The following is a 25,666-nucleotide window of genomic DNA, read 5'->3' on the forward strand; positions in this document are numbered from 1 at the left end:
CAGACACTCGACGCGTTCGCTGCGTGGCAGCCCAGTTGCTAACGGATGCGGGCCTTGGCCCTCGCTTGGGCGCGGGCGAAAGTCGGCTGTGCGAGATCGAGGGTGTTTCCGAGAACCGTGACGAAGCCGTTGACCTGCTGCCGAGCAGCCTGCTCCTGGTCGGTCGGCAACTCGAAGATGTCCGCCATGGCGCCGGCCTGCGAAGCCCAGTCAGCGCGAACACCCTGATACTCCTGCCAGTTCTCCCGGTGCTCCTCGCGAGCGCGACGGAGGAGGTGCTCAGACACCGCCTCGAAGGCCAGGATGTCGTTGACCTGCAACTGAAGGTCCCACATCGCCACGGCCTGATCCGTGGTGATGGGCGCGACCGCAGGCCCGAAGCCGCGAACGATCTCGGGGAGTCCCCGCGCTCGCCACGGACTGGCGACGGTGCTGAGAGCGGCCGCGATGTTGTCGAAGTCCGGCCTCCGGCTTTCCTCCCCGGCGCGGATCCACTGTTCCGCGATCCGGCGCTGACCGCTGGTCGCCGCCGGATCTGCGAACTGAGCGACGACCTTGTTCGCGGTGCTCCTACGGCGCGGTCCGGAGTTGATGCCGACGCTTTGCGCCCAGGTCTGAAGTGCCCTACGGGCTTGGCCGTCCGGGACGATGGTGTCGTTCATGCACCAGACGTACAGGACCACGGGAATCATGGTCCGGTGAGGGACGCGTGCGATTGGTGATCTGAGTTTGGCCGCGTTCAGCTCGTAGAACAGCCGACGCTGCTCCGGCGGATAGATCCGGCGGTCGCTGCCCCGTTGCGTTGTCTTCCGGTAGAGCGGAGGTGCGAGGAGACCCACCTCGACGTAGTCGGTGACCGTCCGCGGACTGAGCTTGATCCCGAGGGAGCGGGCATCCTCCACCAGGTCGTCAGCCGTCCCGGCCGACCACTCGCCCGGCTGGTCTGTCATGGGCTGGAACTTACACCGAGATAGAGGGCGATCGAGCGGGACTTCTCGGGCTCCGCTGGCCCAAAGTGAGGAGCAACGAAACGCCCTCGCGCCGCTCCCTCTCGCAAAGTCGGCGGCACGAGGGCCTGGCACCCTTGGAGGGCCCATGTATCACCGTACGCGCTACCCCATCCGGCGCCGCCCGGTACGGGATCACCGCCCGGCATGGCGGAAGGGCATCCTCACACATATCCTCCGTGTCGCCGGGGGAGCTGCTGTGACCACGGCCGTCACGGTGGGGCTCAACCACCTGATCCGCTGAACCGACGACTCGCTGTGGCGGCCCGAAGGTCGCCCAGCAGCCGGCGGCTAGGGTGAGGACGTTCAACGTGTAGACGCCCGAGCCCCCAGCGCGGCACTACACAGAGTAACTGCGCGCAGTGGGCGAGCATGGGGGGCAGAGCGTGGGGAGCCCATGGCGACTCGCGCAGTGAAGTGAGGACGCTGGCGGGCGGAGTTCTCCGAAGCTCCGCGGGTGCGGTGGGGTGCGGGACGCAGAGAAAGTGGTGCGGCGAACGCCGAACGGTTCTCGATCGAGCAGGATCGAGGAGGACGCAGCCGGATGGAAACGGATATATATGTCCGATCCTTTGGCATCGTTGCAGGTGAGACGCGTCACTGAATTGGGTTCGAGTCCCACCCGCCCCACCCTAGAAAAACGTTCTGACCTGCGAAAACGCCCTGAGGGGGGTGTCTTCGCGTGTGGCGATCGCCTCGCATTGGTGTGGCGAAACGGGTGCCTCTGGTCTGTCTTGCCGGGCTTAAACCGGCTTGACCTGGGGCTTTCGGTGGAACGTGAGTGTGAAGTCATGAGGATGATCCCATGGTGATCCCACGGCTCCTGCGTGTGACGCGCCGCACATCGGGTCGGATACCCGCTTTCTGCCTGTCCGCTGGGTCAGGTTCTGCCGGCAGGCGTCGGGGACTGTCCTACTTCTGTGTTGAGGCTGACGGGTAGATCATTTCCACAGTGCCCGTGCCCGGGAACGCGAGTTCCGCTGATGTCGGCGACGAAGGCGATGTCGCGGCCGGTCTAGGCGTCACCGGTGATCATGTGGGCTTCCTTGAGGTGGGCCCCGGTGTAGCCGATGAGGTCCACGGCTGGTCACTCGTGGTGGCGAACAGGTCGGACAGCTTGTCTCCCGTGGCATCCCCCGCGGTCGCGGGGATGTTCCGCCCGCGGTGTTTCGCCGGGGTCTCGAACCCGATGCCGTTCTGTGGAAGGAGCTGCGGCGCATCGCTGCAGTTCGGTGACCCATAGGGGGTCTCCCTTAGTTCTAATCGGACTTGAGTCTTGACTCAAGTCCGATTAGAATTGCTTCGTGAAGCGAAGAGACCTCATGAAACGGCTGAAGCAGATCGCAGCTGAGAAGGAGGTTGACTTCACGGGGCCGGAAGGTAGCGGACGCGGTCGGCACGAGACGTACAGGATCGGCGCCGTCAAGGTCCATGTCCCCCGGCACTCCGAGATCGCGGAGGGCACTGCCGCATCGATCATCCGGACGGCCGAGGGGGCGTGAGTCCCCTCGGCCGTCCGGGCCAACCGTCTCCACATCATCGAACTGAGCGGAAAAAGGGGCGCACTGAATGACCACGCACAAGGCAACAGCAGAGCGTCAGGGACGCTTCTGGGTCGTGACCATCGACGGCCTTCCAAAGGGAGAGCAGAACGTCACGCAGGGCCTGACCTGGACCGAGGCGCACGAGAACGCACGAGATCTGGTCAGCCTCGTTCTGGACATCGAGGACGATCCGGTCGTCTACACCGTCGACCTGATCCCGGCCGACCCTGCGATGTTCGAGGTCGTGCGGGAGGCTGAAGAGGCCGACGCTGCCGTACAGGAGGCGGAGACCCGCCGCCGCGCCGCAATGACACGAGCAGCAAAGACACTCGTCGGCCTTGGGCTGACGCAGGCCGAGGCTGGTCGCATGCTCGGCGTCACACACCAGCGGATTGCACAGCTCGCGCCCAAGGCGTCGAGCAAGGGCGTCAAGAAGAAGACCGTTGCCGCTTGACTGGCAGGACGTGACAGGTGGTTCTGCTGGCATATCCGACTCGCCGCTTGGCTGACGAGTTCGACTGGCTTATTCGGTATGCATCGGCCCGTCGGTGGTCGTACCGCTCTCGGGGACGCACGCATGCGACTTCATGCAGTTGCCAGCAGGGCTCTCTTGTGGAGCCCGACGACTCCGCTTCGACTTCGCCCACTTCGCGCCCCCACCACGGAGCAGCTCACCGCCATCGAGCAGGCCGTCAGAGGCCACGAGCCCTTGATGCCCCCGCCGTCCGAGTTGAGGCCGAAGCCGCCAGAGCTATCGCCCTGTTCGGTGAGCAACACGGTGAGCAGGTCTGCGTCGTGGACATCGGCGACTTCTCGCGCGAGCTCCACGGTGTAACCACCGGAACCGCGGTCCAGCAGGATGCGATCCTTACCCAGGAGGAAACCAGTGCGAGGTAAGCGGTGGTGGATTCATCAGCCCTATCGCGGCGGTCGCGTGGGGTGAGAGGAGTTGCCCATGTCGCAGGTATGGAAGATCACGGTCATCGTGCTGGCGGCGGCCGGAGTCCTCTCCACGCCGCTGATCTGGCTGCTGAACAGTCCCGATGCGGGACAGCTGACGGGGGCCTCTATCCAGGCCGCCGTAGGCATCGCAGCCTTGGTCTGGGCGCTGCTCCAACCCGGAGGCAACCACACGGATGACACCGCGGTGGATACCGGACAAGCCCGGGCGAGTGGTGGGGGCACGGCCGTGACGGGTGTGAGGCGACCGAAGGGACGGGGCAGTGGGTCCGCGAAGGCGGAAGGTACGGGGAATGCCACCGCCACGGGCAATGACAGCAGCGCCATCAGTGGTATCGACTACAGCTGACAGACCAGCTGGGCCGCAGAAAGAGGGAACGGTCGCGTGACCACTGGGGGCAAGCGCGCAGAGGACCCCATCGGAGCCGCAGATACGCACGTGGTGGTCACCGATACGGGGAACGCCACGGCTGCGGCCGGCGCCATGGCGGTGACCGGCTACCGAGGGCCGGCGCCAGGGACGGACGGCATCCCGACTGATCCGATATGGGTATCCGACACAGGGGACGCGCGGGCTGCTGAGGGCGGTTTCGCAAATACTGGCTACATCTACCAGGTGAGTGCCGGCCATTTGACCATGGTGCAGCAGCGCGCGCCCCGCGAGCCGGCCTCTTGGCCGCACCAGGTGGGCGTGCTCCCTTCCCGCGCTCACTCCTTCCAATACCGTGCCGAGTCCGACCAACTGCGGGCGGTGGTCGCCAACGGCGGCACGGCTGTGCTGGGGCAGGTGCTCACCGGTATGGGAGGGGTAGGCAAGACCCAGCTCGCCGCCGATTACGCTCGCACTGCATGGCAGGACGGCAGCCTGGACGTCCTGGTCTGGGTCACCGCGAGCGCCCGCTCGTCCGTCGTGACCGGATACGCGCAGGCCGGCGTCGAACTGTGCCGGGCCGACCCCGATGACCCAGAAGGGGCTGCGCAGACGTTTCTGGCGTGGCTGACACCGAAAGCCGGGGCGACGCCATGCCGGTGGATGATCGTCCTGGACGACGTAGCTGACCCGAATGACCTACGCGACTTGTGGCCGCAGGCCAGCCCTCACGGCCGCCTCCTGGTTACAACCCGCCGTCGTGACGCAGCCCTGTCGGGAGACGGCCGTCACCTCATCCATGTCGGCCTGTTCACTGAAGCGCAGGCAGTTGCCTACTTGGTCCGGTCTCTATCCGTCTGTGGCCGACAAGAACCCGTTGAACAGCTCACGGCCTTGGCGCGTGATCTCGGACTTCTCCCTCTTGCCCTGGCCCAGGCCGCCGCGTACCTCATCGACACTGGCCTCGGCTGTGCCGCGTACCGTGCGCTCCTGGCCGATCGGGCAACCAACCTCGCGGATACCGCCCCTGACGCTTTGCCCGATGACCACGCTGCCCCTGTCAGCGCCGCATGGTCGCTGTCCATCGACCGTGCCGATACGCTCCGCCCCATAGCTCTTGCCCGACCTATGCTTCACTTGGTGGCCATGCTCGGGACAGACGGCATTCCCGGCAGCGTCCTGAATGGTCCATCGGCCATCGCCTATCTCGCCCAACACCGCACCACCGGGCAAGAAGGCACCACAGAGTCTCCAGGAAGTGTGTCGGCTCAGGACGCGATCCTCGTCCTCAGGGCTCTGCACCGGCTCAGCCTGATCGAGCATGTTCCTCAGACACCACATCAAGCTGTCCGCGCCCACCAGTTGATCCAACGCGCCGTTCGTGATGATCTCACTCGCGAACAACACGCTCAGGCCGCAAGAGCAGCCGCTGATGCGCTGGTATCGGCGTGGCCCGGCGTGCCCCGTGATATTCGGCTTGAGGAATCCCTGCGAGCCAGCAGCAAGGCGCTGAGCCAGTGCGCCGAAGAGGCTCTCTTTTACCGCGATGCACACGACGTATTGTTCCGGGTCGGGAGGAGTCTTGGAGAGACCGGCCAGGTAAGGGCTGCCCGCGACTACTTCGAGCACCTCGTTCAGACCGTCACCGGTCGTCTGGGCCCCGATCACCCCAGCACCCTGGCCGCCAGGGGCAACCAGGCCCAGTGGCAAGGACAGGCCGGCGATGCCGCGGGCGCCGCAGACGCCTTCCGGCAACTAATGGAGCAGATGTTGCATTCCATCGGTGCCGACCACCCATACACCCTAACCTCCCGTGATCACCTCGCCATGTTTCAAGGGGCGGCAGGGGACGCGGCTGGTGCCGTTGCTGTGGCAGAAGCTCTCCTCCAGGACCGGCTGCGCGTGCAGGGGCCGGACCACCCTCATACCCTCACGACACGCGGTGCCCTCGCTCGCTGGAAGGGTGAAGCCGGAAATCCGGCTGGCGCGGCAGACGCTCTTGAATCCCTATTGAAGGACCAACTGCGCCTTTTCGGCCCAGACGACCCAGACACTCTGGCCACACGCGGCGCCCTCGCGCACTCTCGGGGCTTGGCGGGGGACCCAGCTAGAGCTGCAGATGACATGGAGCAGCTGCTGCAGCACATGCTGCGAGTCTTTGGAGCTGATCACCCCGAATTCATGGCTGCCACTTACAACTTGGCGCACTGGAGAGGCGAAGCGGGCGACCCTGCTGGCGCTGGAGAAGCCATTGAGCAATCGCTAGGGCAGACGCTGCGAGTGCTGGGCCCCGACCACCCGTCGACGCTCATCGCCCGAGGCGTGCTGGCCAATTGGAAAGGGCAGATAGCGGATCCAGCAGCCGCCGCAGACGACTTGGAGAAACTGCTCGATCACATGCTTCGGGTACTGGGCAAAGACCACCCTCACACGCTTACTTGCCGAGGCAATCTTGCCTTCATGCGGAGTCTGGCGGGAGACCTGCATGCTGCTGTGGATGCCCTGGAAAAGCTACTCGAAGATCAGCTTCGTACTATTGGTCCTGACCACCCTTCCACACTCACTTGTCGCAACAACCTCGCTAGATGGAGAGGGCAAGCCGGGGATCCAGTCAGCGCAGTAGCTGCTCTTGAGCTGTTGCTGGAGGACAGGCTGCGAATCCTGGGACCGAACCATCCCGACCTATTGATCACTCGCCACGATCTCGCCGTCATGCAAGGACTGGCAGGGGAGCTGGCCAGTGCAGTCGCTGCTCTTGAGGTGTTGCTGGAGGAGAGGCTGCGAATCCTGGGGCCGGACCATCCTGACCCATTGACCACTCGTCACGATCTCGCGGTTATGCAAGGACTGGCAGGAAATCCAACCGCCGCAGTGGACGCTCTCGTAAGGTTGCTGAAGGATGAGGCACGGATCCTTGGCCCCGATCATCCTGACACCCAGACAGTTCAGTACAGCTTGGAACAGTGGCGCAGGGTGGCAAAACAGCGGCCCTTGGTATGACGAACTGGCCGTCCGTCCCGCTGGAACGGTGTGGCTCGACTGCCTTCTTCACCGCGTTCGACGAGCGCGCACCGTCGCCGATGCCGCAGGAGGCCCGCCTACGCGCTTTCGTAAGTCGTCGTCCGCGGCGTTGGCCCGAAGTCAGTCGGTGGTGGTGGGTCGGCCCCGCGGGCGGGCAAGGGAACGATCAGCCACAAGACTGATGGCAGGGTTCAGTGGGCAAGCGTTGGGGCGTTTGTCCAGGCAGAAGATCACCGGTGCCCTCGGCCGAAATCCGGCAGCTGGCCGTCCAGACCCACGCCCCCCTGCTCCGCAGCCGGTCCTCGCTCACGAGCACGCCAGCAAGGCCATGCTCGGCGCGGCCATCACGGCCGATCTGCTTGACCAGGGCCCTGCCGCGCGACTCATCGTCCGGGCCGCGTAGACGGTCGGCGGCGGCGGTACCGGCGGATTGCGAGCGCTGGCGGACGCCATCCAGAGCGCTTGGAACAAGCCCTTGCCCGTTGCGGCCGCCGCCGTCCTCGGCTCTCGCCAGCCGGACGTGGGTGAAGCCCTGGCTGGTGACGACACTGGCCCGGGTCTTCCGGCATCTGACGCGGTCAGTTGTCTGAGTGCTCAGGATCGGCGGCCTGCGCCTCGGCGAAGGTGCCGTAGTCGGTGGAGTGGTTGAGTAGGGTGAAGTCCATGTCGCCGGCGGTGAATCGGCTGGTGTAGTAGTGCCCGGTAGCGGCCTTGGGCCTGAGGCCGGTCACTGCTATGCGGCAGGCCCCTTCGTGCCGTGGGCTCCGGTTCTGATGCTCCACGCGGGGCGTGTTGTCGTATAGGAAACCGATCTCGGCAGATCCGGAGTTCTCGGGCGCCCCGACGGTGGCGTTGCTCGACCGCGAGGTGCTCTCCTTCGTGCGGAGCGTCGCGTGCAAGCTCCAGTAGGTCTGCTCGATCGTCATGTACGTGGTGATCGGACCCCGGTTTCCCCCCTCGGGGATGTGGCTTTCCGGACTCGGGGAGAGGATCACGCGCCAGGTACCAGTGACCCAGGGGCGGCCGGTGAGGCGGTGGATGACAGGCCAGTGCCAGGCCCACTTGTCGAAGACGAGCACGCCGTAGCCGACGACGGCCGGGATGTACGCGAAGAGGTACCGGAACTCGGACGGGTACAGGCCCAGTACGACCAGTACGACCGTGTAGAGGGTGGCGGCGATGGTGGCGCCGGTGCGGATGGTGGTCGCTGTGTTCATCATCAGCTCCCGTAGCCGAGGTAGTGCCAGGCGCCCTCGATCAGATCGCGTGCGTCCTTCCGGTCCCACTTCTGGCCTTCGCCGAAGACCTTCTTCACGCCGTTCGGCTCCATCATGCCCTGAGCACCGAACCAGGTGCTCGTAAGCTGGCGGTGTACTTCCCGCAGGCTCGCCTGGACGGCGTCGTCGAAGCCGCCATTGAGGAAGGCGTGGTCTGGCACGTTGTAGATCAGACACTCCGAGAAGTACGACGGCAGCGCCTTGATCACCCCATGAGCCGCAAGGTCATTCTCGACGTTCTTCAGAACACGGACGACGAACTTGTACCGCAGCTTGGTGTTGGTGTTCTTCGTACGACCGTTGGTCAGCTGGAGCTCGGGCCAGTTGACGATCTTCTTGCCATCGCGTCCGTAGACGACACTCCCCTCGTAGTGCCCGCCGACGGCGGTGCTGTCGTAGAGGACGTACTTGAAGCACGGGACGACGTCGGTGCTGGGGCGGCTGCCGGCGACCTCCGGCACGTTGAAGGCGATGTTGTGGTCCGTGTCGATGGCACCGAAGTGCTGGACAAGCGCCTGTTCCACCTCAGCCCGGAGCTTCTCCGGCGTCCATTGCCCCGAGTACCGGTCGGGCTTGGCGAGCCATGAAGCACCGTCGTAGAAGAAGCACTCGTTCATCTGCACCTTGATGTCCACGTCGCTGTCGCTGCGGACGTTGGTGTTGTTGGAGTATGAGCCCTTCGGGTCGACCGCGATCGCGAGCCCCTGGAAGGGCGCGTACTGGGCGATCGCGGCGCGCACCATGCGCTCCGCGCGTTCCAGCCGGAGCTTCTCGGACGGACCCGGCGGGTTCTTCCACTTGTTGAGCAGAGCTATCCGCTGCTCGTACGACAGCTGGTGTGCCATGAAGCCCTCCCTGCACCCGATGCACCGACGACAGCCTATGAGCCGGGTCCGACAATCCGGCCTCGCAGCGAAGATGGACAGGAGCTGTATCCCGTGTCGCCGATGACGAGGGTGGGCCTCGTCCCCGACCAGCCGGCCGAGTGGGGGTACCAGGATCGCGTCCAAACCTGCAATGAACTGGGTGCAGTCGTTGGTGTCCCTCGGCGAAGGCGAGCGCGCGGCCGGACTGGCCGCAGGCAGCTGGTCTGTCTGCCTCCGGACCGGCCGAGGGAAGATGCCGCACGCGACGGCCAAGCAATCGAACATCTTACGGTTGTCGTCTAATCGCTTTCCGGCCGCCAGTACGTACTATCCATCCTTGAATCGGGACGCAGTGGCGGGTCCTGAAGCCTCATGTTCATGTTCTCCATGCGCCAGTCTTCGATTTCTTCGCGGGCCTGATTAAGTGCCTCGCACTGCTCGGCGGAGAGGTAGAAGCTTACGGCATCAACTGATTTCCAGAGTCGGTTGACGCGCTCCAGGTCAGGTGGACGTTGCGCGGAAAGCGCGAGGTAGGCAGTCACGGCTTCATTTACCTCACTCTGCAAGACGCGCGGATGCAGCTCCGGCAAGATATCGATACCGCCATCGGCGCTATAAACCACCACAATGGCTGGCGGGTGTTCACTACCGAGATAGCGCACGGCGTTGTTGAACCTACTGCCGCGAGCTGGATCACCCTCGCCCCTGGCCGAACCGTCAAGGATGACTCCGATTGCGTGGCAACGTCCTTGAGGGTCAAGGAGGACGGCGCCATCCATGTCGGTGAGCTGGGTGAGGAAGTTATCAGATAGCAGGGTAGGCTCGACTGCCCATGATTGAGGAGAAAGCCTACGCGCTTCACCTTTCGCGTCGGCAGAAATTACAAGCATCGCCCCATGGCGGTGCTTGCCGATGGCTTGCGCTGCCTGTGTCAAGGCGTCATCGTCTGGCTCGGAGAAGAGTCGATCCGAGAGGTCGCGAAAATAGCTCTCATCGAGCACATGCTTGGGCAGGCTAATGATTCCGTCTCGGGCAGCGAGAAGTGCAGTGCCGGCGTGGGAAAGTTCCCAATATCCTCGCCTCAAGAACGTGACAACAAACACCGAATCGGAAGCAGGGTCGTAGTCCGGCCGTACGGTTCCGAGGCCGTAGACAAATTCACCGTTAGATAGTACGTCGGCGGTTGGACCGCTTCCCTCGAGAAGCTTGCGGACTGCTGGCGTATTGCGGTTCTTGACGGGTTCCGCTAGCTTCAAATTCACCTCAATGGCTGGATTGTCTGCTCTCGCCAATACCAAGCGCCCAGCGCCCTCGCGCCCTTCGTAGGGCAAGGATGACAGCTGATTCATCAGCAAGTGAAAGTCGCTGGCAAACCAATATCCGGCGCAGTAGATTATGGTGCGCAGCATGTGCTCTGTCGCGCTACGCACGATTTCATCCGTCGATGCACTCAAGATGCGAAGATCGGAACCAGCGTCCGGTAGATAGAGAGTTCGCCGAGCTCGGCCAAGGATATCCCAGATTACTGCGTGTGCGAGCGATGGAACAATCGCCATTCGATCACGCGAGGTTGTGGAAATCCGGGGCACCTCGCCAAGCCTGTCTCTTGGGATTCCGGCGATAATGTGAACTTCGTAGTCCCCGACTCTGACTGATTTGCTTACAAAAAAGGTCCAGGCTTTCTGCTCCTCCAGTGAGGCAAGTCTGTCTCCAAGGGCTTCGGCCCTCATTCCATCCATGAGCGATTCTTGATGGAGCCTGTGTCCTCTTGGGTCGGAGATGATGAATGAACTTTCAGGGTTTTTGTTGTATTTTTTGATTGCGGTGCGCTGTACGTCAGAAAAATCTTCCGGAGTGTAGAGCTTCTCCCCCTGCTCCACGCAGATGTCGAATGGATGATCGCCGGCCGCCTTGAATCCTACAAGGAGGCACCTGGCTTCGGCTGCGAAGCCGATATGCTCAAACGCCCGCTCAAATTCCATGTTAAGTGAAATGCGGAAGGTGTCTTGAAACCCCCACATGAACTGTTCGATGAATCGTTTTCCCACTTGCTTCCCCGTGCTCGTCGAAGAATGACTTGACAGGATGAATTATTGTAGGTGGAGCGAGACTGCTCTCTACTTGTGCTGATGAATTCGCGGGACTTCGCTGCCGGCCAGTCCAAGGGTGGCCCGGCCCGCATCGCGCACATGCTGTCCGGAACCGTCGCCGCGTCATGGCCATCGCCTTGCGGCCCTGAACACCAACCGGAGCGACGCCTGGCACGAGGACGGCTTGCCGCCCCGCAACGGCTGATCGCCGACACCGCCGCTGTTTCGATCACGTACCGGCACGTAAAGCATGACCAAAAGGACACACCTGGGTGTTGCCGTCGGCCAGGTGCCGGCCTCCGAGGTCGGCATTGCCAGAGCCCCGTACCCATGACCACCATCGTCCTCATGATCACCATGCTGAAGAGCCGGGCCGACGGCCTCTGGTTCACGGCAGGCCAGGCTCTGTCCCTACCGTACTTGTCATCGTGATCGTGTTGGCTGGCTTTGGTGCGGACGCCTCCGGTGACGATCAGCCCGCCACCTGATCGCTCTGGCTCAGACTGGACCTCAGGGTGGTCTTCCGTCTCGTGGCCCGCCAGGGAAGGCCAGGAGAGCGAACCCGCCTGGCTGGATGAAGGTCATCGACCGCTTCGCCCCGGCCAGGCCCGTCGGCCTCACCGCCGCCCTGGCTTTCGTAATCCCGAAAACCTCGTCCTGGCCATCGGTGCCGCCGCTCCAATAGCCTCTAACACCACGTCTGCCGACAGCAGGACCGTTCGGTGGCCGTTCGTTCTCAGGCGCCTGAGCCTCTGCTTCCTGCATGGGGAGGTGTAGGTGAGGGGGCGGAGGCGGAAGGCTATCGCGCTACAGAACGTAACTGGCGACTGTTGGCGAAGACGGGGCATGGGGATGGGAACTCAGACAGCAACGTTGCTGTGATCCGGGGCGACAGCGTGGGGAGCAAGTCCTGGAAGGGGGCCGGTGTGGCGAACGCCTAACGGCCGCCGACCGAGCGGGATCGAAGGGGGATGCAGGCGGATGGAATCGGATGTATATGTCCGACCCTTCGGCATCGTCGCAGGTGAGACGCGTCACTGAAATGGGTTCGAGTCCCACCCGCCCCACCCTAGAAAAACGTTCTGACCTGCGAAAACGCCCCTGGAGGGGTGATTCCGCGTGCAGCGGTCGCCTTCATTGGTGCGGCGAAATGGGCGTCGCTGACCCGCCTCGATGGCTCCACGCCTTCTTGACCTGGGGTTTTGGGTGGAGCGTGAGTGTGAAGCCTTATCGAGGATCCCACGCCGATCCCACGGCTCCTGTGTGTGACACGCCGCACACTGCGCCGAATATCCGCGCCTTCGTCGGTGCCTCATCGACCAGGTGGTCGGAGGCGTGTCGACGGGGTGGGTTCTGGGGTCGGTAGCCGCGGCCGCTCGGGAGGGTCTCTGTTTCCGTTGAGTGCTGCGAGGTTGATCCCGTTCTCCAGTGCGTACGCGTTGTTCGCATGGATCGGGTTGGCCTTCGCCCGCTCTTCGGAGAGCGTGCGCAGCTGGTTCTCGCGGTGCTCGAATGTCTGGGTGCTCTGCATCCCGGAGCCCTCGGGGCAGGTGCCGTCCGGGCGAGAGTCCACCCGGACGGCATCGGTGCCATGGCGTACGGGGGTTTCAGCCCGCGCAGCCCAGTGACTTCTGGACGGCGGGAAGGTAGGTCCCGATGAACCGCGAGAGGTCCTCCCGCCGCTGCGGCACGTCCTCGGGGAGATCGCCCGGGACGTGGGCCTCGACGACCACCTTCCGGTCCTCCCCCTGGCGGCGGCAGTGGTCTGCCGCGAGTGCCCCGCTGTCCGCCACGCGGCCCTGGTCGCCGACGTCGATCGCGGCGGGGTGGCCGTACCGGTCCAGCTCCCGACGTCGTACCTGTACCGGGTCGGTGTCGGACGGGACGAGATCAGCCTTCAGATACAGCGCCGGCTTCTTGTCGACGGAGACCTTGCAGACCGAGCTGCCCCCGCCCAGGTCCACCGGCTCGGCGCCCAGCCGCTCGCCGGAGGGCAGCAGCGGACGAAGGGCGTCCGTGCCGACGGAGATCCCGCACACCTGGTCGGGCATGGCGTACGACGAGGGCTGGGAGCATCCGGCGGCGGTGAGCAGGGCGAGACCGGCCGCGGCGAGCGTGCCACGCCGCCCCTTCGGGAGTCGGAGAGTCATCACCTGCCCGCCAGTCCGGATGCCCGATGGTTGCCGTCGAACGCCGCGCCGTTGATCTCGCCGGTGATCGTGTACCTGTTCTGGCCCTTGTGCTCGGGGCAGGATCCTCTGCACCTGATCGCGCAGGGCGGTGGCGTCCGCGGGGCTGTGCTCCGGCACTTCGTGGCCCTTGGCGGCCCGGTCGGGGTGGATGTTCATGGTGACGGTGAATCCACCGTTCCCGGTCTCCACCACGGTCAGGTTCCGGGTCAGGCCCTGCTCGACCTTCAATGTTCCGAACTGCTGTGATCCGCCACCTCCCCCTCCGCCGTCCAGTTGGTTGAGGCGCGTTGCCGTCTGCTGCTCGCTCGCCGAAGTCTTGGTACCGGCCCATTCGTCGTCGAACGACACAAGATCCCCGTGTGATGTCGCGTTCTGACATGTTTGCGATCGTGAGTGCGATTCGCCTTAGTCCCGTCGGCGGAACGGTTGAAGATCCGGGCGGTGATTCCGCGTCGCTCGACGTGATGGCCGTTCATGGGCCTGGCCGACGTCGAGGCGCCCGCGGGTGCCGGCCGGCGAGCAACGCTTGGGGTAGGCGGACGCCGTACCGATCCGATCACCGGGACTGTTCCGATGGTCTGCGGCTCGGACGGAGGGCTGCCGGCTTGAGCCACGGGAGACGGCGATGAACGGGCCGGTGCGGATCGGCCGGTTCGGATCGGACGGGTGCTCGGCGTGCCCCTGCTCGTTCACTGGACGGTGCCCCTGCTCGTGGTGATCTTCGGATACAGCCTGGGAAGCCGGACGGTCCCCGTCTGGCTTCCGGGCCGGCCGTGCGCGGCCTGCAGGCGACGGGAAGGAGCCGCTGATGAGCGTCGAGGCGATCATGCACACCGAGTTCCCCCGAGGGATACACGGTCTTCTTCGGTGCCGACGGGAAGGTGATCATGACCCCGCGGAGCTTGGAGCATTCCACCACGATCAAGTCGTTGCAGTACGACACGATCGTGTCGCTCGGGCGCCACGCGAAGACCATCTCGGACGTCTATCTCGACTTCCCGGCGGACGAGAACTCCGCCCCCGACCTCGCGATCCTGCGCGAGGACTCCCAGAGGGTGGGCAAGCGCTACAGCTTCGAGGACGTCCTGCTGATCGCTGAGGTGGTGTCCGTCTCCTCCGCACGCAAGGACTACGACGACTGCACCGCCAAGTACGGCCGCTACGGCATCCCCGTCTACCTGGTGGTCGACCCGTACGCGGCGGAGGTCGTCGTCCACACCCAGTCCACCGGAACCGACTACATCGCGGCGCACACCCACAAGTACGGCACCGGCAAACTCCCCATCGACCTGGCCGACGGTCGGACCTTCACCCTCGACCTGGACGAGCTGCCCCGACCCGACCCGACCCGACCCGACCCGAACCGGAGACCGGCGCCCGCTGACGGGCCCGCCGCCGGCGGCCGGGAACGAGCCGACGTCTCGGCGGCAGATGCATTACGTAGCGTGACCGCCCGCCGAATACACCTGGCGGGTGCGTGGACGGCCTACAGCAGACCCACAGAGTGATGGCGAGCCGCAGGGGGTGGAGTTCGACCCGAGATCCGTGGGCGCGGGGGAGCGCGGCGACAGCGGTGCGGCGAACGCTGCACGGCGGTCGTCGATCGAGCGGGATCGAAGGGCGACACAGCCGGATGGAATCGGATGGATATGTCCGGCCCTTTTGCGTCGTCGCAGGTGAGACGCGTCACCGAAAGGGGTTCGAGTCCCCCCGCCCCACCGCGGCCCGTGGCAGCAGGAAGGATTCGTCTGTGGCCACGGGCTTCTTCCCGCCTGCGGTGTACTCTCCGCGGCCGGCGGTGTCGTAGCGACATGCCGTGATCACCCGGATGCCGACGCGGTGCTTCCTTCGGGTGAGGTTCCCGTCGCGTGTCCAGGGGTCGGGTCCGGGTCCCGCGGGGTCCATGGACCCCGCCCCTCGGCCGTCACGCCTCCACGACGGTCAGGTGGTAGACCGTGTCGACCCAGAAGCCGTTCGTGGCGCGGCCCTTGATCTCGAGGACGTACCCGCCCGGGAGTAGGGGGTCGAGTCCGGCCCAGAGGCCCCAGGCGATGTGCGTGCGCAGGCCCACGGGGAAGAAGGGCGAGGTGAACTCGCGCACGGGGAGCGGGATGCCGTTCAGATGGGCGCTCGCCTCCACCGCGGTGAGCCTGAGCGGCGTGCGTGAGTAGTGCTTGGTGTGCTGGATGTTGAGCACCGGGAGGAAGAGCGGGCGGTCGGCGGGGACTTCGCAGTGCCGGACCACGTGGCCGCCGTACGTGCCGGCGAGGAACCAGAGGTCGTCAGGCTGTCGCCAGGCCGCGTGTTCGCCGGTCCTGTCGGCGACCGGACTGCGGTCTTCCGGGGCCGAGAGGGCCCACTGCCACCAGCGCGCCGCCAGGACGCCCCCTTCCCGGTCGGTGATCTGCCAGGTGCCCGTGCTCGATGACATGGTGCTCACGCCCCCACTTCGCTTGATCCCTGACGGCACCCTATGAGGTCCGGGCCGGGGCGGGCCGCGCGGGATGCGGAACGGGGGGCGTGGGTGGTGCCCGCGCCGACGCCCCTCGTGGCGAAAGCGCACAAGGGGCGTTGAGCCGGGCATCGCGGGGCCCGGCCAAACGGGCCTGCCGGGGCTTACTCGACGACGAGGTCGACCTTGATGTTGCCGCGGGTGGCCTTCGAGTACGGGCAGAAGGCGTGGGTCTTCTCCAGGAGGGAGGCGCCCGCCTCGCCCTGGAGGTGGTCGGGGAACTCGGCGCGCATGATGACCGCGAGGCCGAAGCCGCCGTCCGTCGCGTCCTTGCCGATGGAGACCTCGGCGGTGATCGAGGCGTCGGAGATGTCGATCTTCTCCTGGCGGGCGACCAGGTTCATCGCGCTGGCGAAGCAGGCCGCGTAGCCGGCGGCGAAGAGCTGCTCGGGGTTGGTCCCCTGGCCGTTGCCGCCGAGGGCCACGGGGTGGGCGAGAGGGAGGTCGATGTGGCCGTCGGAGCTGACGGTGCGGCCCTCGCGGCCGTTGGCGCTGGCGACTGCCGTGTAGATCGCGTCCATGGGTGTCTTCCGATCCTCTCCGAGGGGTGGTGTGCGGGCGCGCCGCTCGAGCCGTGTGCTTCCGCGGTGCCTCCATATTTGTAGCGCGCGATTTAGTTGTGCACAACTAAATCGCGTGTGACGGTCGTCTCCCGTACCCTGGAACCCATGGACGGACCCACGGACGAGGACTTCCTCCGGCTCGACAACCAGATCTGCTTCTCGCTGCACGCCGCCACCCGCGCGTTCAACGGCGTCTATCGCGGTGCGCTCAAGGGGCTCGGCCTCACCTACCCCCAGTACCTGGTGATGCTCGTCCTCTGGGAGCACGGCGAGCTGCCCGTCAAGGGCATCGGTGAGCGCGTCCGGCTGGACTCCGGGACCCTGTCCCCGCTGCTCAAGCGGCTTGAGGCGGCCGGGTACGTGGAACGACGCCGCAGCCCCGCCGACGAGCGGTCCGTCACCGTGCGGGTCACCGAGGCCGGCTCCGGACTGCGCGGGAAGGCACTCGGCGTGCCCCGGAGCATCGCCGCCGCGACCGGCCTCGACCTGGCCGGGATCGTCGAGCTGCGGGACCGGCTCGACGCGCTGACCGTCCGGCTCGACAGTGTCGACCCGGACGGCCTGAACGACTGCCCCTGACCCACCGGGCGGGGTGGGGCGCCGAGAGCCCGTGATCCCCGGCCCCCGCCCCGCCCTGTCGCGCCCCCGCCCGCCGCACCGAACCCGGCCCTCCTCACCTCACCGAAATGTAAGGAGCCGAGTTGCCTCACGCTCCTATACTCACCGCATGCCCGACATCACCATCCGGCGCGCCACAGCCGACGACTCCCCGTACCTGACCCGGCTCGTCCGGAAGTCCGGCGCCTACCGGGGCGACTACGCCGACATGGTCGACGGGTACCAGGTGGGCGGTACGTACATCGAGCACCACCTCGTGTACGTCGCCGCCGACGGCCAGGGACGGGTGCTCGGCTTCTACGCGCTCCTCGTCGAGGAGGCCGAACTCGACCTCGCGTTCGTCGCCGACCACGCCCAGGGTCTCGGCATCGGCCGGACGCTCATCGAGCACATGCTCCGCGAAGGGCGCGCCGTCGGCCTCGACTCCATACGGGTCGTGGCCCACCCGCCCTCCGAAGAGTTCTACCTGCGCACCGGCGCCCGCCGTGTCGGGATCGTCCGACCCGCCGGACGGATCCACTGGGCCCGTCCCGAACTCCGCTACGACGTCGAGGCCGACGCCGCGTGAGCACCACCAAGGGACCCCCGGACACGCCGGACGCCCCGGACACCCGGGCCCGCGGCGAAGCCGCGCGGACGGACCGCCGGGTCCTCGCGGACCTCACCCCGCTCCGGACCTCCGCGCACTACCGCCGCCTGTGGTTCGGCAACACCGTCTCCTGGGTCGGCCAGGGCATGACCGCGCTCGCGGTGTCACTCCAGGTGTACGAGATCACCCGCTCGCCGTTCTCCGTCGGCCTGGTGGGCCTCTTCTCGCTCGTGCCGCTGATCGTCTTCGGCCTCTACGGAGGGGCGATCGCCGACACCGTCGACCGCCGCGCACTCGGACTGGCCAGCGCGACCGGCTCCGCCGTGCTCTCCGGGGCCCTCGCCGCCGCCGCGTTCGCCGGCTTCCACCACGTCTGGTTCCTGTACGCGATCGTCGCCCTGCAGTCGGTCTGCGCGGCCCTCAACTCGCCCGCCCGCACCGCGATGATCCCGCGCCTGCTCCCGCCCGGGCAGCTGCGCGCCGCGAACGCGCTCAACTCCATGACCATGACCTTCGGCACGCTCGTCGGGCCCAGCCTGGGCGGCCTCCTCGTCGGCATCGGAGGATTCCAGACCGCCTACCTGATCGATGCCCTCGCCTTCTCCGCCGCCCTGTACGCGATGTGGCGGCTGCCGTCCATGCTGCCCGAACGGACCGGCGCCAAGCGCGCCTCCGTCCTCGACGGGCTGCGGTTCCTCGCCACCCGCCCCACCCTCGGCCTGACCTTCCTCTCGGACTTCTGCGCGATGATCCTGGCCCATCCGAGAGCGCTCTTCCCGGTCGTCGCCGTGCTCTGGTACGACGGGGACGCGCGCACCACGGGCCTGCTCGTCGCCGCCCCGGCGGTCGGGGCGCTGCTCGGCGGGGTGCTGTCCGGCTGGCAGGGCCGCATCCGCCACCACGGGCAGGCGATCCTCCTCGCTGTGGCCTGCTGGGGGACCGCGATCGCCGCCTTCGGGCTCACCCGAGACCTCCGGCTCGGCCTGCTCCTTCTCGCCCTCGCCGGGTACTCCGACACCGTCTCCATGATCTTCCGCAACACGATGATGCAGATCGCGGTTCCGGACGAGATGCGCGGCCGGCTCCAGGGCGTCTTCATCGTGGTCGTCGCGGGCGGTCCGCGCCTCGGCGACTTCCTGGCGGGCTCGGTAGCCGGCCTCACCTCGCCGACGGTCGCGATCACCGGTGGCGGCGTGGCCTGCGTCCTGGCGGTCGGCCTCCTCGCCCTCCGCGGCCACGGTCTGCGCCGCTACGACTCCCTGAACCCCACACCGTGATCCCCGGCCCCTCCGGGACCGCGTCCGGGCCGCCCGCGCGCCGTCACGGCGAGGGCGGCACGATCCCGCGCGCACAGCCCAGCTCAACCAGGTCCTGGGGGCGCAGCCGGAGCTGCTCGGCCGTCGCCGGGGCCTCGTCGGGAGCACGCTTGAGGATCGCGGCGGCGAGTTCGGGGGCGATGACGGAGAAGTAGCCGTCCGGCGTGGTCCAGGTGTTGCCGGGTACGGCCAGGGCGAGGGCCCCGCCCGAACCGCCCTCGCCGATCAGCAGCGAGGTGACCGGCGTGCGCGCGGCGGCGATCGCCGCGAACGCCGCCGCGATGGCCGGTCCCGCGCCCGCCCGTTCGGCCTCCGCGTCGTTGGCGGCGCCGGGCGTGTCGATCAGGGTCAGCACGGGAATCCCGAGCCGGCCCGCGAGCTCCACGAGCCGCGCCACCGTCCGGAACCCGGCCGGACGGGTCGCCGTCCCCTTCTGCGCCGCGTACGCCACCGCCCGGCCCTCGTGCCGGCCGAAGCCGCATTCCACCCCGGGGTCCGCCCCGCCGGCCCGGTCTCCGCGGAGGGCCGCCCGCTCCTCGAAGTACGCGTCCAGGTAGGCGCCCGCCCGGGGCCGGCTCGCCCCCCTGGCCCGGGTCACCGCCTCCCAGCCGGTGCGGGGGGCGCCGGCGTCGGTGAGCGCGCCGGGCGGGGGAGCGGGCGCCGGGCCGGAGACCGGCTCCGGACCGGCCGGGTCCGGGGCGAGCAGCCGCAGCCATCGCGCCAGCGTCTCCCGCAGGTCCGCCGGCGCCACCAGCGCGTCCACGTGCCCGTGCCGCCACTGGTCCTCGGCCGTGTAGGCGGCGGGGTCCGCCTCCGGCGGGCGCACCCGCGAACCCGCGAACGCGACCTGCGCGTCCGGGAGGGCGAGGACCACGTCCGCGCCCGCGCCGACCGTCGCCCATCCGCCGCCCGTCGACGGATCGCGCAGCACCGCGACATGGGGGACACCGGCCTCCCGGAGCCGCACGGTCTCGGCGGCCACCCGCTGGAGCTGGGTGAGGGCGACCATGCCCTCCTGCATCCGGCTGCCTCCGGTCGCCACCAGCGAGACCAGCGGGAGCCGCCGTTCGCGGGCCGTCCGGTACGCGGCGACCAGCCGGTCCCCGGCCGCTCGGCCCAGCGAACCGCCGAGGAAGCCGAACTCGAAGGCCAGCAGCACGCATTCCCGCCCGCCGACGCGCGCCGTGCCGTGCACGACGGACTCCTCCTCGCCGGTCCGGCCGGCGGCCCGGGCCCGCGCCTCGTCGTATCCGGCCCAGCCCAGCGGCCCGTCGGCACGCGCCGGCCCCGGCCGGCCCGCGCCCCGGTCCGGGAAGCCGTCGGCGCGGCCCTCGTCCGTGGCGCCGTCCACGAAGTCGTCCGTGACCAGCGCGATCACCGCGCGGGCGGTGAACCGCTCAGCCATGAAGGGCTCCGGGCAGAGCCTTCTTCATGACCTTGCCCATGTCGTTGCGCGGCAGCTCCGCCAGGTGGCGGACCACCCGGGGACGTTTGTACGGGGCGAGCAGCCCGGCGACGTGCGCGGCCAGTTCCGCGGCGGACGGCGGCTCCTCCGGGTCCGCGGGCACCACCCAGGCCACGATCCGTTCGCCGAGGTCGGGGTCGGGCTCTGCGGTCACCGCCGCCTCCCGTACCGCGGGATGGTCGAGCAGCGCGTTCTCGATCTCGCCCGCCCCGATCTTGTAGCCGCCGCTCTTGATCAGGTCCGTCGCCCGGCGGCCGACGATCCGCACCGAGCCGTCGGGGTCCCGGACCGCCATGTCGCCGGTCCGGAACCAGTCCCCGTCGAAGGCCGCGGCCGTCGCGTCGGGCCGGTCGAGATAACCCGAGAACAGGTTGGGACCCCTGACCTGGATCTCCCCGACGCGCTCGCCTTCGTACCCGACGATCTCACCGCCGTCGTCCTCGACCAGGCGCAGCTCCACCCCCGGCAGCGGCATGCCCACCGATCCGGGGCGCGGCCCGGACCCGGCCCGCACGCTGGTGTTCATGAGGGTCTCGGTCATGCCGTACCGCTCGATCACGGTCCGCCCCGTCGCGGCCGTGATCCGCGCGTGGTCGTGCACCGGCAGCGCCGCCGAGCCCGAGACCAGCAGCCGCGCCCCCGCCAACGCCCGGACCAGGGCCGGGTCGTCGTCCAGCCGGTCAGCGAGCCGGTGATACATCGTCGGCACCCCGAACAGCATCGTGCCCCCGCCCGCCCCGAGTTCCCGGGCCACGGCCTCCGGTGAGAACGCGCCCAGATGGCGGACCGAGCCGCCGCGCCGCAGCGGCCCGAGGACCCCGAGGATCAGGCCGTGCACGTGGAAGAGCGGCAGCGCGTGCACGAGGACGTCGTCGGCCGTCCACGCCCAGGCGTCCTCCAGGGCGTCCAGCGAGGCCACGATCGCGCGGCGGGAGAGGACGACACCCTTGGGCGGGCCGGTGGTACCGGAGGTGTAGACGATCAGTGCCGGTGTCTCGGGGTCCCTCACGGGTGACGGCCCGGCGCCCGTGAGCGCGTCCCCGGCGAGCGGTGCGCGGGTTTCCGTGTCGATACGGGACAGGGCGGCCGGACCGGCGGGCAGTACGTCGGACGCGCCCGCCAGGAGCACGTCCGGCGCGCTGTCGGCGATGATGTGCGCCAGCTCCCGCTCGCCGCTCCGCGGGTTCAGCGGCACGGCCGGCACCCCCGCCAACAGGGCCGCGACCACCCCGACCGCCGTCCCCGCGGTCGGGGTCGCCCATACGGCCACCCGCCTCGCGCCCGAGATCCGGCGGGCGAGCGCGCCCGCCCGCCCGGCGAGTTCCCCGTAGCTCAGCTCCTGGGCGCCGAAGCGCAGCGCGGGGCGGTCGTGGGGCCGGTCCGGCCCGGCCGACAGGGCCGGGAAGAGCGCACTCATCGGTCGATCTCCTCGCGTCGCGGGATGCCGGGAGGAATTCTGCCCGCACGGCGGGGCCGGCGGGCTGCGACCTTGCTCACCTCGTGGGCCGGCCCGGACGGTGTGCCGTCCGGCGGGGGACACGGGGGCGGGGTCACGGCCAGCTGACGGTGACGGGGGGCCGCGCGTCGTCGGTGACCCGCAGGCCGGGGCCGCGGGGCGGCGCGAACACCTCGACGCTGATGGCGGCGACGCCGGGCCGGCGATGGGCGGCGGCCAGCGCGCCGCGCAGGACCGCCAGGATCCGTTCGGCGTCGGTGTCCTCGATCAGGGCGTCCACCGCGCCGGAGAAGTGGACCGACGGCCGGAAGCCCAGCAGGGCCGCCGCGCCGCCCGTCTCGCGCAGCACCCGGCCGCGGAACGAGGCGGGCATCTCGGCCGGTGGCTGCTGGAGGGCGAAGATGGCCGTCCGGACCTCCTGGATCGTGGAGTCCAGCTCGTCCACCGCCCGGCCGAGGAGCGCGTCCTCCTCGCAGGTGCCGCCCGCCCGGCGCCGGGTCGACTCCAGCATCATCTCCGTGGCGAAGAGGCGCTGGACGACCAGGTCGTGCAGGTCCCGGGCGATCCGGTCGCGGTCCTCGTACACCGCGAGCCGTTCCCGGTTGTGCTGGGCGTCGGCCAGGACCAGCGCGAGGGCCGCCTGCGAGGCGAACTGAGTGGCGAGCAGTCGGTCCACCGCCGTGTACGGGCGCCCGCCTCGCCGCCGGGGAAGGGCGAGGGTGCCGATCAGCCGGCCGCCGCTCTGGAGCGGCAGCATCATCGAGGGCCCGAACCGGGACCGCACGTGCGTGGTCATCCGGGGGTCGGTCGCCGAGTCGTCGATGAACACCGGTTCTCCGCCGAGCAGTTGTTCCAGCACGGGTGACCCTGGGGCGATCGTCGTGCCGACCAGGTCGCCGGGGTCGTCCACCGTCGAGGCGGCCACGATCTCCATCCCGCCGTCGTCGGTGGGCTGGAGGACGACGCCGGCCGAGGCGTCCGCCAGTATCCGGGCCCGCTCGGCGACGGTCGTCAGCGCGTCGGCCGTCGGCTCGCCGGTGAGCAGCGAGGTGGTCACCGCCGCGGCGCCCTCGATCCAGCGTTCGCGTTGCCGTGCGGTCTCGTACAGGCGGGCGTTGCCGATCGCGATGCCGGCCTGGGAGGCGAGGACCCTGAGCAGTGCCTGGTCCGTCTCGGTAAAGGTGCCGGAACGTTTCTCGGTCAGGTAGAGGTTGCCGAAGACCTCGGTGCGTACGGGGATCGGCACGCCGAGGAAGGAATGCATCTCGGGGTGCCCCTCCGGGACTCCGCCCGAGCGGGGGTCGGTCGTCAGATCGTCCAGACGCAGCGGCCTCGGGTCCTCCGTGAGAGCGCCGATCAGGCCGGCGCAGCCGTCGGTCAGGTCGCCGATCCGTCGGCGTTCGGCCTCCGTCAGGCCCGCGGTGAACAGGGCGGTGAGCCGGCGGCTCTCGGGGTCGATGATCCCGAGAGCCCCGTAGCGTGCTCCGGTCAGTTCGGTCGCGGAGTCCACGATGTGCTGCAGGGTGGCCCGTAGTTCGAGGTCGGTGCCGACGCTGAGGACGGCTTCCAGCAGCATCGGCAGGCGGGGTCCTGGGCCGTCCTCATCCGTGATCGACATAGGGTCATTATCGTACGAATATGGGCGATACGGGGGAGGGGATGGTCACGCCGTGTCCGCGAGCGGGTCGAGGACCATGGCCTGGATCTTGCCCTCCAGCATCGCGCCGAGCCCGAGGATGGCGCACACGTCCGGCCGTTCGGCGATGTGCACCGGCATTCCGGTCGCCTCGCGCAGCATCTGGTCGAGGCCGGGCAGCAGGGCGCTGCCGCCGACCATCATGATGCCGCGCTCGGCGAGGTCGGCCACCAGGTCGGGCGGGCAGTCCCGCAGGATCTTGCCGATGCCGTCGAGGACCGCGGTCAGCGGGGTGTGGATCGCGTCCCGCACGGCGGCCGTGTCGACGGTGACCGACCGGGCCAGGCCGGTCGCCACGTCCCGGCCGTGGATCTCGGTGTAGGTGGGCCCCTGGGGGGTCAGACCGTTGCCGCTGAGGGCGAGTTGCAGCGGGCGTACGGACTGGCTCGGCAGCATCAGCTCGTGCTGGTGGCGCAGGTGCTGGATGATGGCGTGATCGATGGCGTCGCCGCCGACCGGAATGCGTTCGGCGGTGACGATCGCCCCCAGCGAGAGCACGGCGACCTGGGTGGTGGCCGCCCCACAGACCATGATCATGGTCGCCGTGGGCTGCTCGACGGGAAGCCCGCAGCCCACGGCCGCGGCAATCAGGGTGTCGACCAGCTCGACGCGGCGGGCGCCGAGACCGACGAGGGTCTCGACGGCGGCGCGCTGGGCGAGCGGATCGGAGTCGTGCGGTGTGCACGCGGCGGCGCGCAGTCGGGGCTTGCGGCGCAGCTGGCGCCGGAGCTTCTCGCCGAGGAGGTGGCGCAGCATCCGCTGGGCCATGTCGATGTCGACGACGGTGCCACCGGAGACGGGCCGGGTGACGCGGATGTAGTCGGGCGTGCGACCGGTCATCTTCTCGGCCAGCGCGCCGACGGCGATCAGGGCTCCGGTGCGGGTGTTCACGGCGGCGACGCTGGGCTCGTCGACGACGAGCCCGGCGCCCTTGACGAAGACCCGGGTCCTGGCGGCCCCGAGGTCGACGGCGACATGGCAACGACGCAGCTGCTCAAGACTGACGGTCACGGCAAGTCCTCCGGAGTGCGGTGCTGGCACGGAGCGAGGTGTTCGCGGTGTCTGGGCGGTCCTGATGGCATCGTCCGCCTCCTCGACGCCGGGCGCGCGTCGAGCTGAGCCGCCCGGGGGGACGTCACCCGCTGACGGTGTGTCGCATGAGGCCCGTACGCCGGAACGGCATGGAGCGCCGCATGAGGCCGACATGCTGGATGGGGTGTGAGCGATGGAAGAGGCTGAAGTGCCCCGCGAGGTGACGGGTGGGGTGCGGTGTGAGGCGGTGTGAGGGGGCACCGGCGGGGTGGCGGCGCGGGCGGGCCGGTGGCCGGGCGGGCCGGGCCAGGGGCGGCCCGCCCACCGGAAGGCTCCGAGCGGGCGCGGCCCGTCGGAGTCGGGTGTACCGTCCCGGAGCGCGCCGGTCACAGGAGGCGTTGCAGCAGTCCCCAGGTGAACTCGGCGGCGCGGAGTGTGCCGTCGGGGAGGGTGAAGTCGAGACGCAGCCGGGTGGGCGCGCTGCCCTCGCGCGGCCGGGCCGGCGGAAAGGCGTTGCCGACCTCGGCCACGGTGCAGCTCCAGGGCCGCAGATCCTCCGACGCGCGCAGCGTCGGGGAGGGGAAGCCCGGCGCCCGTACCAGGCCGCGGCCCCACACGTCGACGGGCGCGCGGCGGCCGAGCGGGCCGATCATGACCTCCCAGCGCAGCTCGGGCCAGAGTGGCAGCGGCCAGCGCAGCACCTCGCAGGAGTACGCCTCGACGACTCGGCGGGACTCGGGCTCGCCGAGCGCGGCGCGGTACCGGTGGAGTTCGCCCGGACCCCGGCGTGCGTGGGCCCACGCCTGCCACCGCCGGTTCGCCTCGCGCATCTCGGCACGGCTCGCGCCCAGTTCGAGCCGGGCGCTCTCGACGCGTTCCGGCTGGTGGTCGGCCATCCGGCGCAACAGGACGAGCTGGAACTCGCGCGGCCCGAAAGGCGATCCGGCGGGAGCTTCGGCACGAGGGCCGAAACGGGACCCGGGAGACTCGGCGGACGTCATCCAACCATCCTGCCCGAAGCGGGAGATTGGTGACGGCACGCCGCGGACCTGGGGTTTCCTCACAGGATCCTCACCTCCACGGGTACCTTGG

At 68.4% G+C, this 25,666-nt stretch carries 21 protein-coding genes; 9 read left to right on the forward strand and 12 right to left on the reverse strand.

Features of this window, described 5'->3' with window-relative positions:
- Positions 1 to 38 precede the first annotated feature (38 nt).
- Positions 39 to 950: a hypothetical protein gene (locus tag OG393_RS23040; RefSeq protein ID WP_327376587.1), complete on the reverse strand. Its 912-nt coding sequence runs from the start codon at positions 948 to 950 to the stop codon at positions 39 to 41.
- A gap of 1,361 nt (positions 951 to 2,311) precedes the next feature.
- On the opposite strand from OG393_RS23040, the gene OG393_RS23045 reads away from it, so the two are divergent.
- The 4 genes from OG393_RS23045 to OG393_RS23060 all read left to right on the forward strand — a co-directional run bounded on the left by OG393_RS23045 (position 2,312) and on the right by OG393_RS23060 (position 6,881).
- Complete coding sequence (locus OG393_RS23045; RefSeq protein WP_037923936.1) at positions 2,312 to 2,509, forward strand: hypothetical protein; 198 nt, start codon at positions 2,312 to 2,314, stop codon at positions 2,507 to 2,509.
- A gap of 67 nt (positions 2,510 to 2,576) precedes the next feature.
- Positions 2,577 to 3,005 carry a hypothetical protein gene (locus OG393_RS23050; RefSeq protein ID WP_063890612.1) on the forward strand — a complete coding sequence of 143 codons (429 nt, stop codon included), beginning with the start codon at positions 2,577 to 2,579 and terminating at the stop codon, positions 3,003 to 3,005.
- A 501-nt stretch (positions 3,006 to 3,506) separates the two neighbouring features.
- A complete protein-coding gene (locus OG393_RS23055; protein WP_327376588.1) occupies positions 3,507 to 3,860 on the forward strand; it encodes a hypothetical protein in 354 nt (117 codons plus the stop codon).
- A 36-nt stretch (positions 3,861 to 3,896) separates the two neighbouring features.
- On the forward strand, positions 3,897 to 6,881 hold the full coding sequence (locus OG393_RS23060; protein WP_327376589.1) for a tetratricopeptide repeat protein: 2,985 nt from the start codon (positions 3,897 to 3,899) through the stop codon (positions 6,879 to 6,881).
- A gap of 599 nt (positions 6,882 to 7,480) precedes the next feature.
- On the opposite strand, the gene OG393_RS23065 is transcribed toward OG393_RS23060, so the two are convergent.
- From OG393_RS23065 to OG393_RS23080, 4 genes are all read right to left on the reverse strand, one after another.
- Positions 7,481 to 8,122, reverse strand: a complete 642-nt coding sequence (locus OG393_RS23065; protein WP_327376590.1) for a hypothetical protein — start codon at positions 8,120 to 8,122, stop codon at positions 7,481 to 7,483.
- Positions 8,122 to 9,024: a hypothetical protein gene (locus OG393_RS23070; RefSeq protein WP_327376591.1), complete on the reverse strand. Its 903-nt coding sequence runs from the start codon at positions 9,022 to 9,024 to the stop codon at positions 8,122 to 8,124. The genes OG393_RS23065 and OG393_RS23070 overlap by 1 nt, the downstream gene beginning before the upstream one ends.
- 320 nt (positions 9,025 to 9,344) lie before the next feature.
- The gene (locus OG393_RS23075) at positions 9,345 to 11,093 is read right to left on the reverse strand and encodes a diadenylate cyclase (RefSeq protein WP_327376592.1); all 1,749 of its coding nucleotides are present in this window, start codon (positions 11,091 to 11,093) and stop codon (positions 9,345 to 9,347) included.
- Between the two features lie 1,649 nt (positions 11,094 to 12,742).
- Complete coding sequence (locus OG393_RS23080; RefSeq protein WP_327376593.1) at positions 12,743 to 13,285, reverse strand: hypothetical protein; 543 nt, start codon at positions 13,283 to 13,285, stop codon at positions 12,743 to 12,745.
- Between the two features lie 30 nt (positions 13,286 to 13,315).
- Between OG393_RS23080 and OG393_RS23085 the strand changes: the two genes are divergently transcribed.
- Together OG393_RS23085 and OG393_RS23090 are read left to right on the forward strand one after the other, a co-directional pair.
- Positions 13,316 to 13,573: a hypothetical protein gene (locus tag OG393_RS23085; RefSeq protein WP_327376594.1), complete on the forward strand. Its 258-nt coding sequence runs from the start codon at positions 13,316 to 13,318 to the stop codon at positions 13,571 to 13,573.
- A 641-nt stretch (positions 13,574 to 14,214) separates the two neighbouring features.
- Entirely contained in the window at positions 14,215 to 14,835 is a 621-nt protein-coding gene (locus tag OG393_RS23090; RefSeq protein WP_327376595.1) for a Uma2 family endonuclease, read from the forward strand.
- 416 nt (positions 14,836 to 15,251) lie between these two features.
- On the opposite strand, the gene OG393_RS23095 is transcribed toward OG393_RS23090, so the two are convergent.
- Both OG393_RS23095 and OG393_RS23100 read right to left on the reverse strand, forming a co-directional pair.
- Positions 15,252 to 15,758, reverse strand: a complete 507-nt coding sequence (locus OG393_RS23095) for a hypothetical protein (RefSeq protein WP_327378516.1) — start codon at positions 15,756 to 15,758, stop codon at positions 15,252 to 15,254.
- Between the two features lie 185 nt (positions 15,759 to 15,943).
- A complete protein-coding gene (locus OG393_RS23100) occupies positions 15,944 to 16,360 on the reverse strand; it encodes an organic hydroperoxide resistance protein (RefSeq protein WP_327376596.1) in 417 nt (138 codons plus the stop codon).
- Between the two features lie 147 nt (positions 16,361 to 16,507).
- On the opposite strand from OG393_RS23100, the gene OG393_RS23105 reads away from it, so the two are divergent.
- The 3 genes from OG393_RS23105 to OG393_RS23115 all read left to right on the forward strand — a co-directional run bounded on the left by OG393_RS23105 (position 16,508) and on the right by OG393_RS23115 (position 18,886).
- Positions 16,508 to 16,981, forward strand: a complete 474-nt coding sequence (locus tag OG393_RS23105) for a MarR family winged helix-turn-helix transcriptional regulator (RefSeq protein ID WP_327376597.1) — start codon at positions 16,508 to 16,510, stop codon at positions 16,979 to 16,981.
- Between the two features lie 148 nt (positions 16,982 to 17,129).
- Positions 17,130 to 17,588 carry a GNAT family N-acetyltransferase gene (locus OG393_RS23110; protein ID WP_327376598.1) on the forward strand — a complete coding sequence of 153 codons (459 nt, stop codon included), beginning with the start codon at positions 17,130 to 17,132 and terminating at the stop codon, positions 17,586 to 17,588.
- Positions 17,585 to 18,886 (forward strand): MFS transporter, encoded by a 1,302-nt coding sequence (locus tag OG393_RS23115; RefSeq protein WP_327376599.1) that lies wholly within the window; start codon positions 17,585 to 17,587, stop codon positions 18,884 to 18,886. The genes OG393_RS23110 and OG393_RS23115 overlap by 4 nt, the downstream gene beginning before the upstream one ends.
- A gap of 43 nt (positions 18,887 to 18,929) precedes the next feature.
- On the opposite strand, the gene OG393_RS23120 is transcribed toward OG393_RS23115, so the two are convergent.
- From OG393_RS23120 to OG393_RS23140, 5 genes are all read right to left on the reverse strand, one after another.
- Positions 18,930 to 20,330 (reverse strand): carboxyl transferase domain-containing protein, encoded by a 1,401-nt coding sequence (locus tag OG393_RS23120; protein ID WP_327376600.1) that lies wholly within the window; start codon positions 20,328 to 20,330, stop codon positions 18,930 to 18,932.
- Positions 20,323 to 21,807: an acyl-CoA synthetase gene (locus tag OG393_RS23125; protein WP_327376601.1), complete on the reverse strand. Its 1,485-nt coding sequence runs from the start codon at positions 21,805 to 21,807 to the stop codon at positions 20,323 to 20,325. The genes OG393_RS23120 and OG393_RS23125 overlap by 8 nt, the downstream gene beginning before the upstream one ends.
- A 133-nt stretch (positions 21,808 to 21,940) precedes the next feature.
- Positions 21,941 to 23,464, reverse strand: coding sequence for a sensor histidine kinase (locus tag OG393_RS23130; RefSeq protein ID WP_327376602.1), 1,524 nt, complete (start codon positions 23,462 to 23,464; stop codon positions 21,941 to 21,943).
- A gap of 45 nt (positions 23,465 to 23,509) precedes the next feature.
- Positions 23,510 to 24,553, reverse strand: a complete 1,044-nt coding sequence (locus OG393_RS23135; protein ID WP_327376603.1) for a rod shape-determining protein — start codon at positions 24,551 to 24,553, stop codon at positions 23,510 to 23,512.
- Positions 24,554 to 24,960: 407 nt separating this feature from the next.
- Entirely contained in the window at positions 24,961 to 25,575 is a 615-nt protein-coding gene (locus OG393_RS23140; RefSeq protein WP_327376604.1) for a hypothetical protein, read from the reverse strand.
- Positions 25,576 to 25,666 lie beyond the last annotated feature (91 nt).

Source organism: Streptomyces sp. NBC_01216, from assembly GCF_035994945.1.
Taxonomy (GTDB): Bacteria; Actinomycetota; Actinomycetes; order Streptomycetales; family Streptomycetaceae; genus Streptomyces.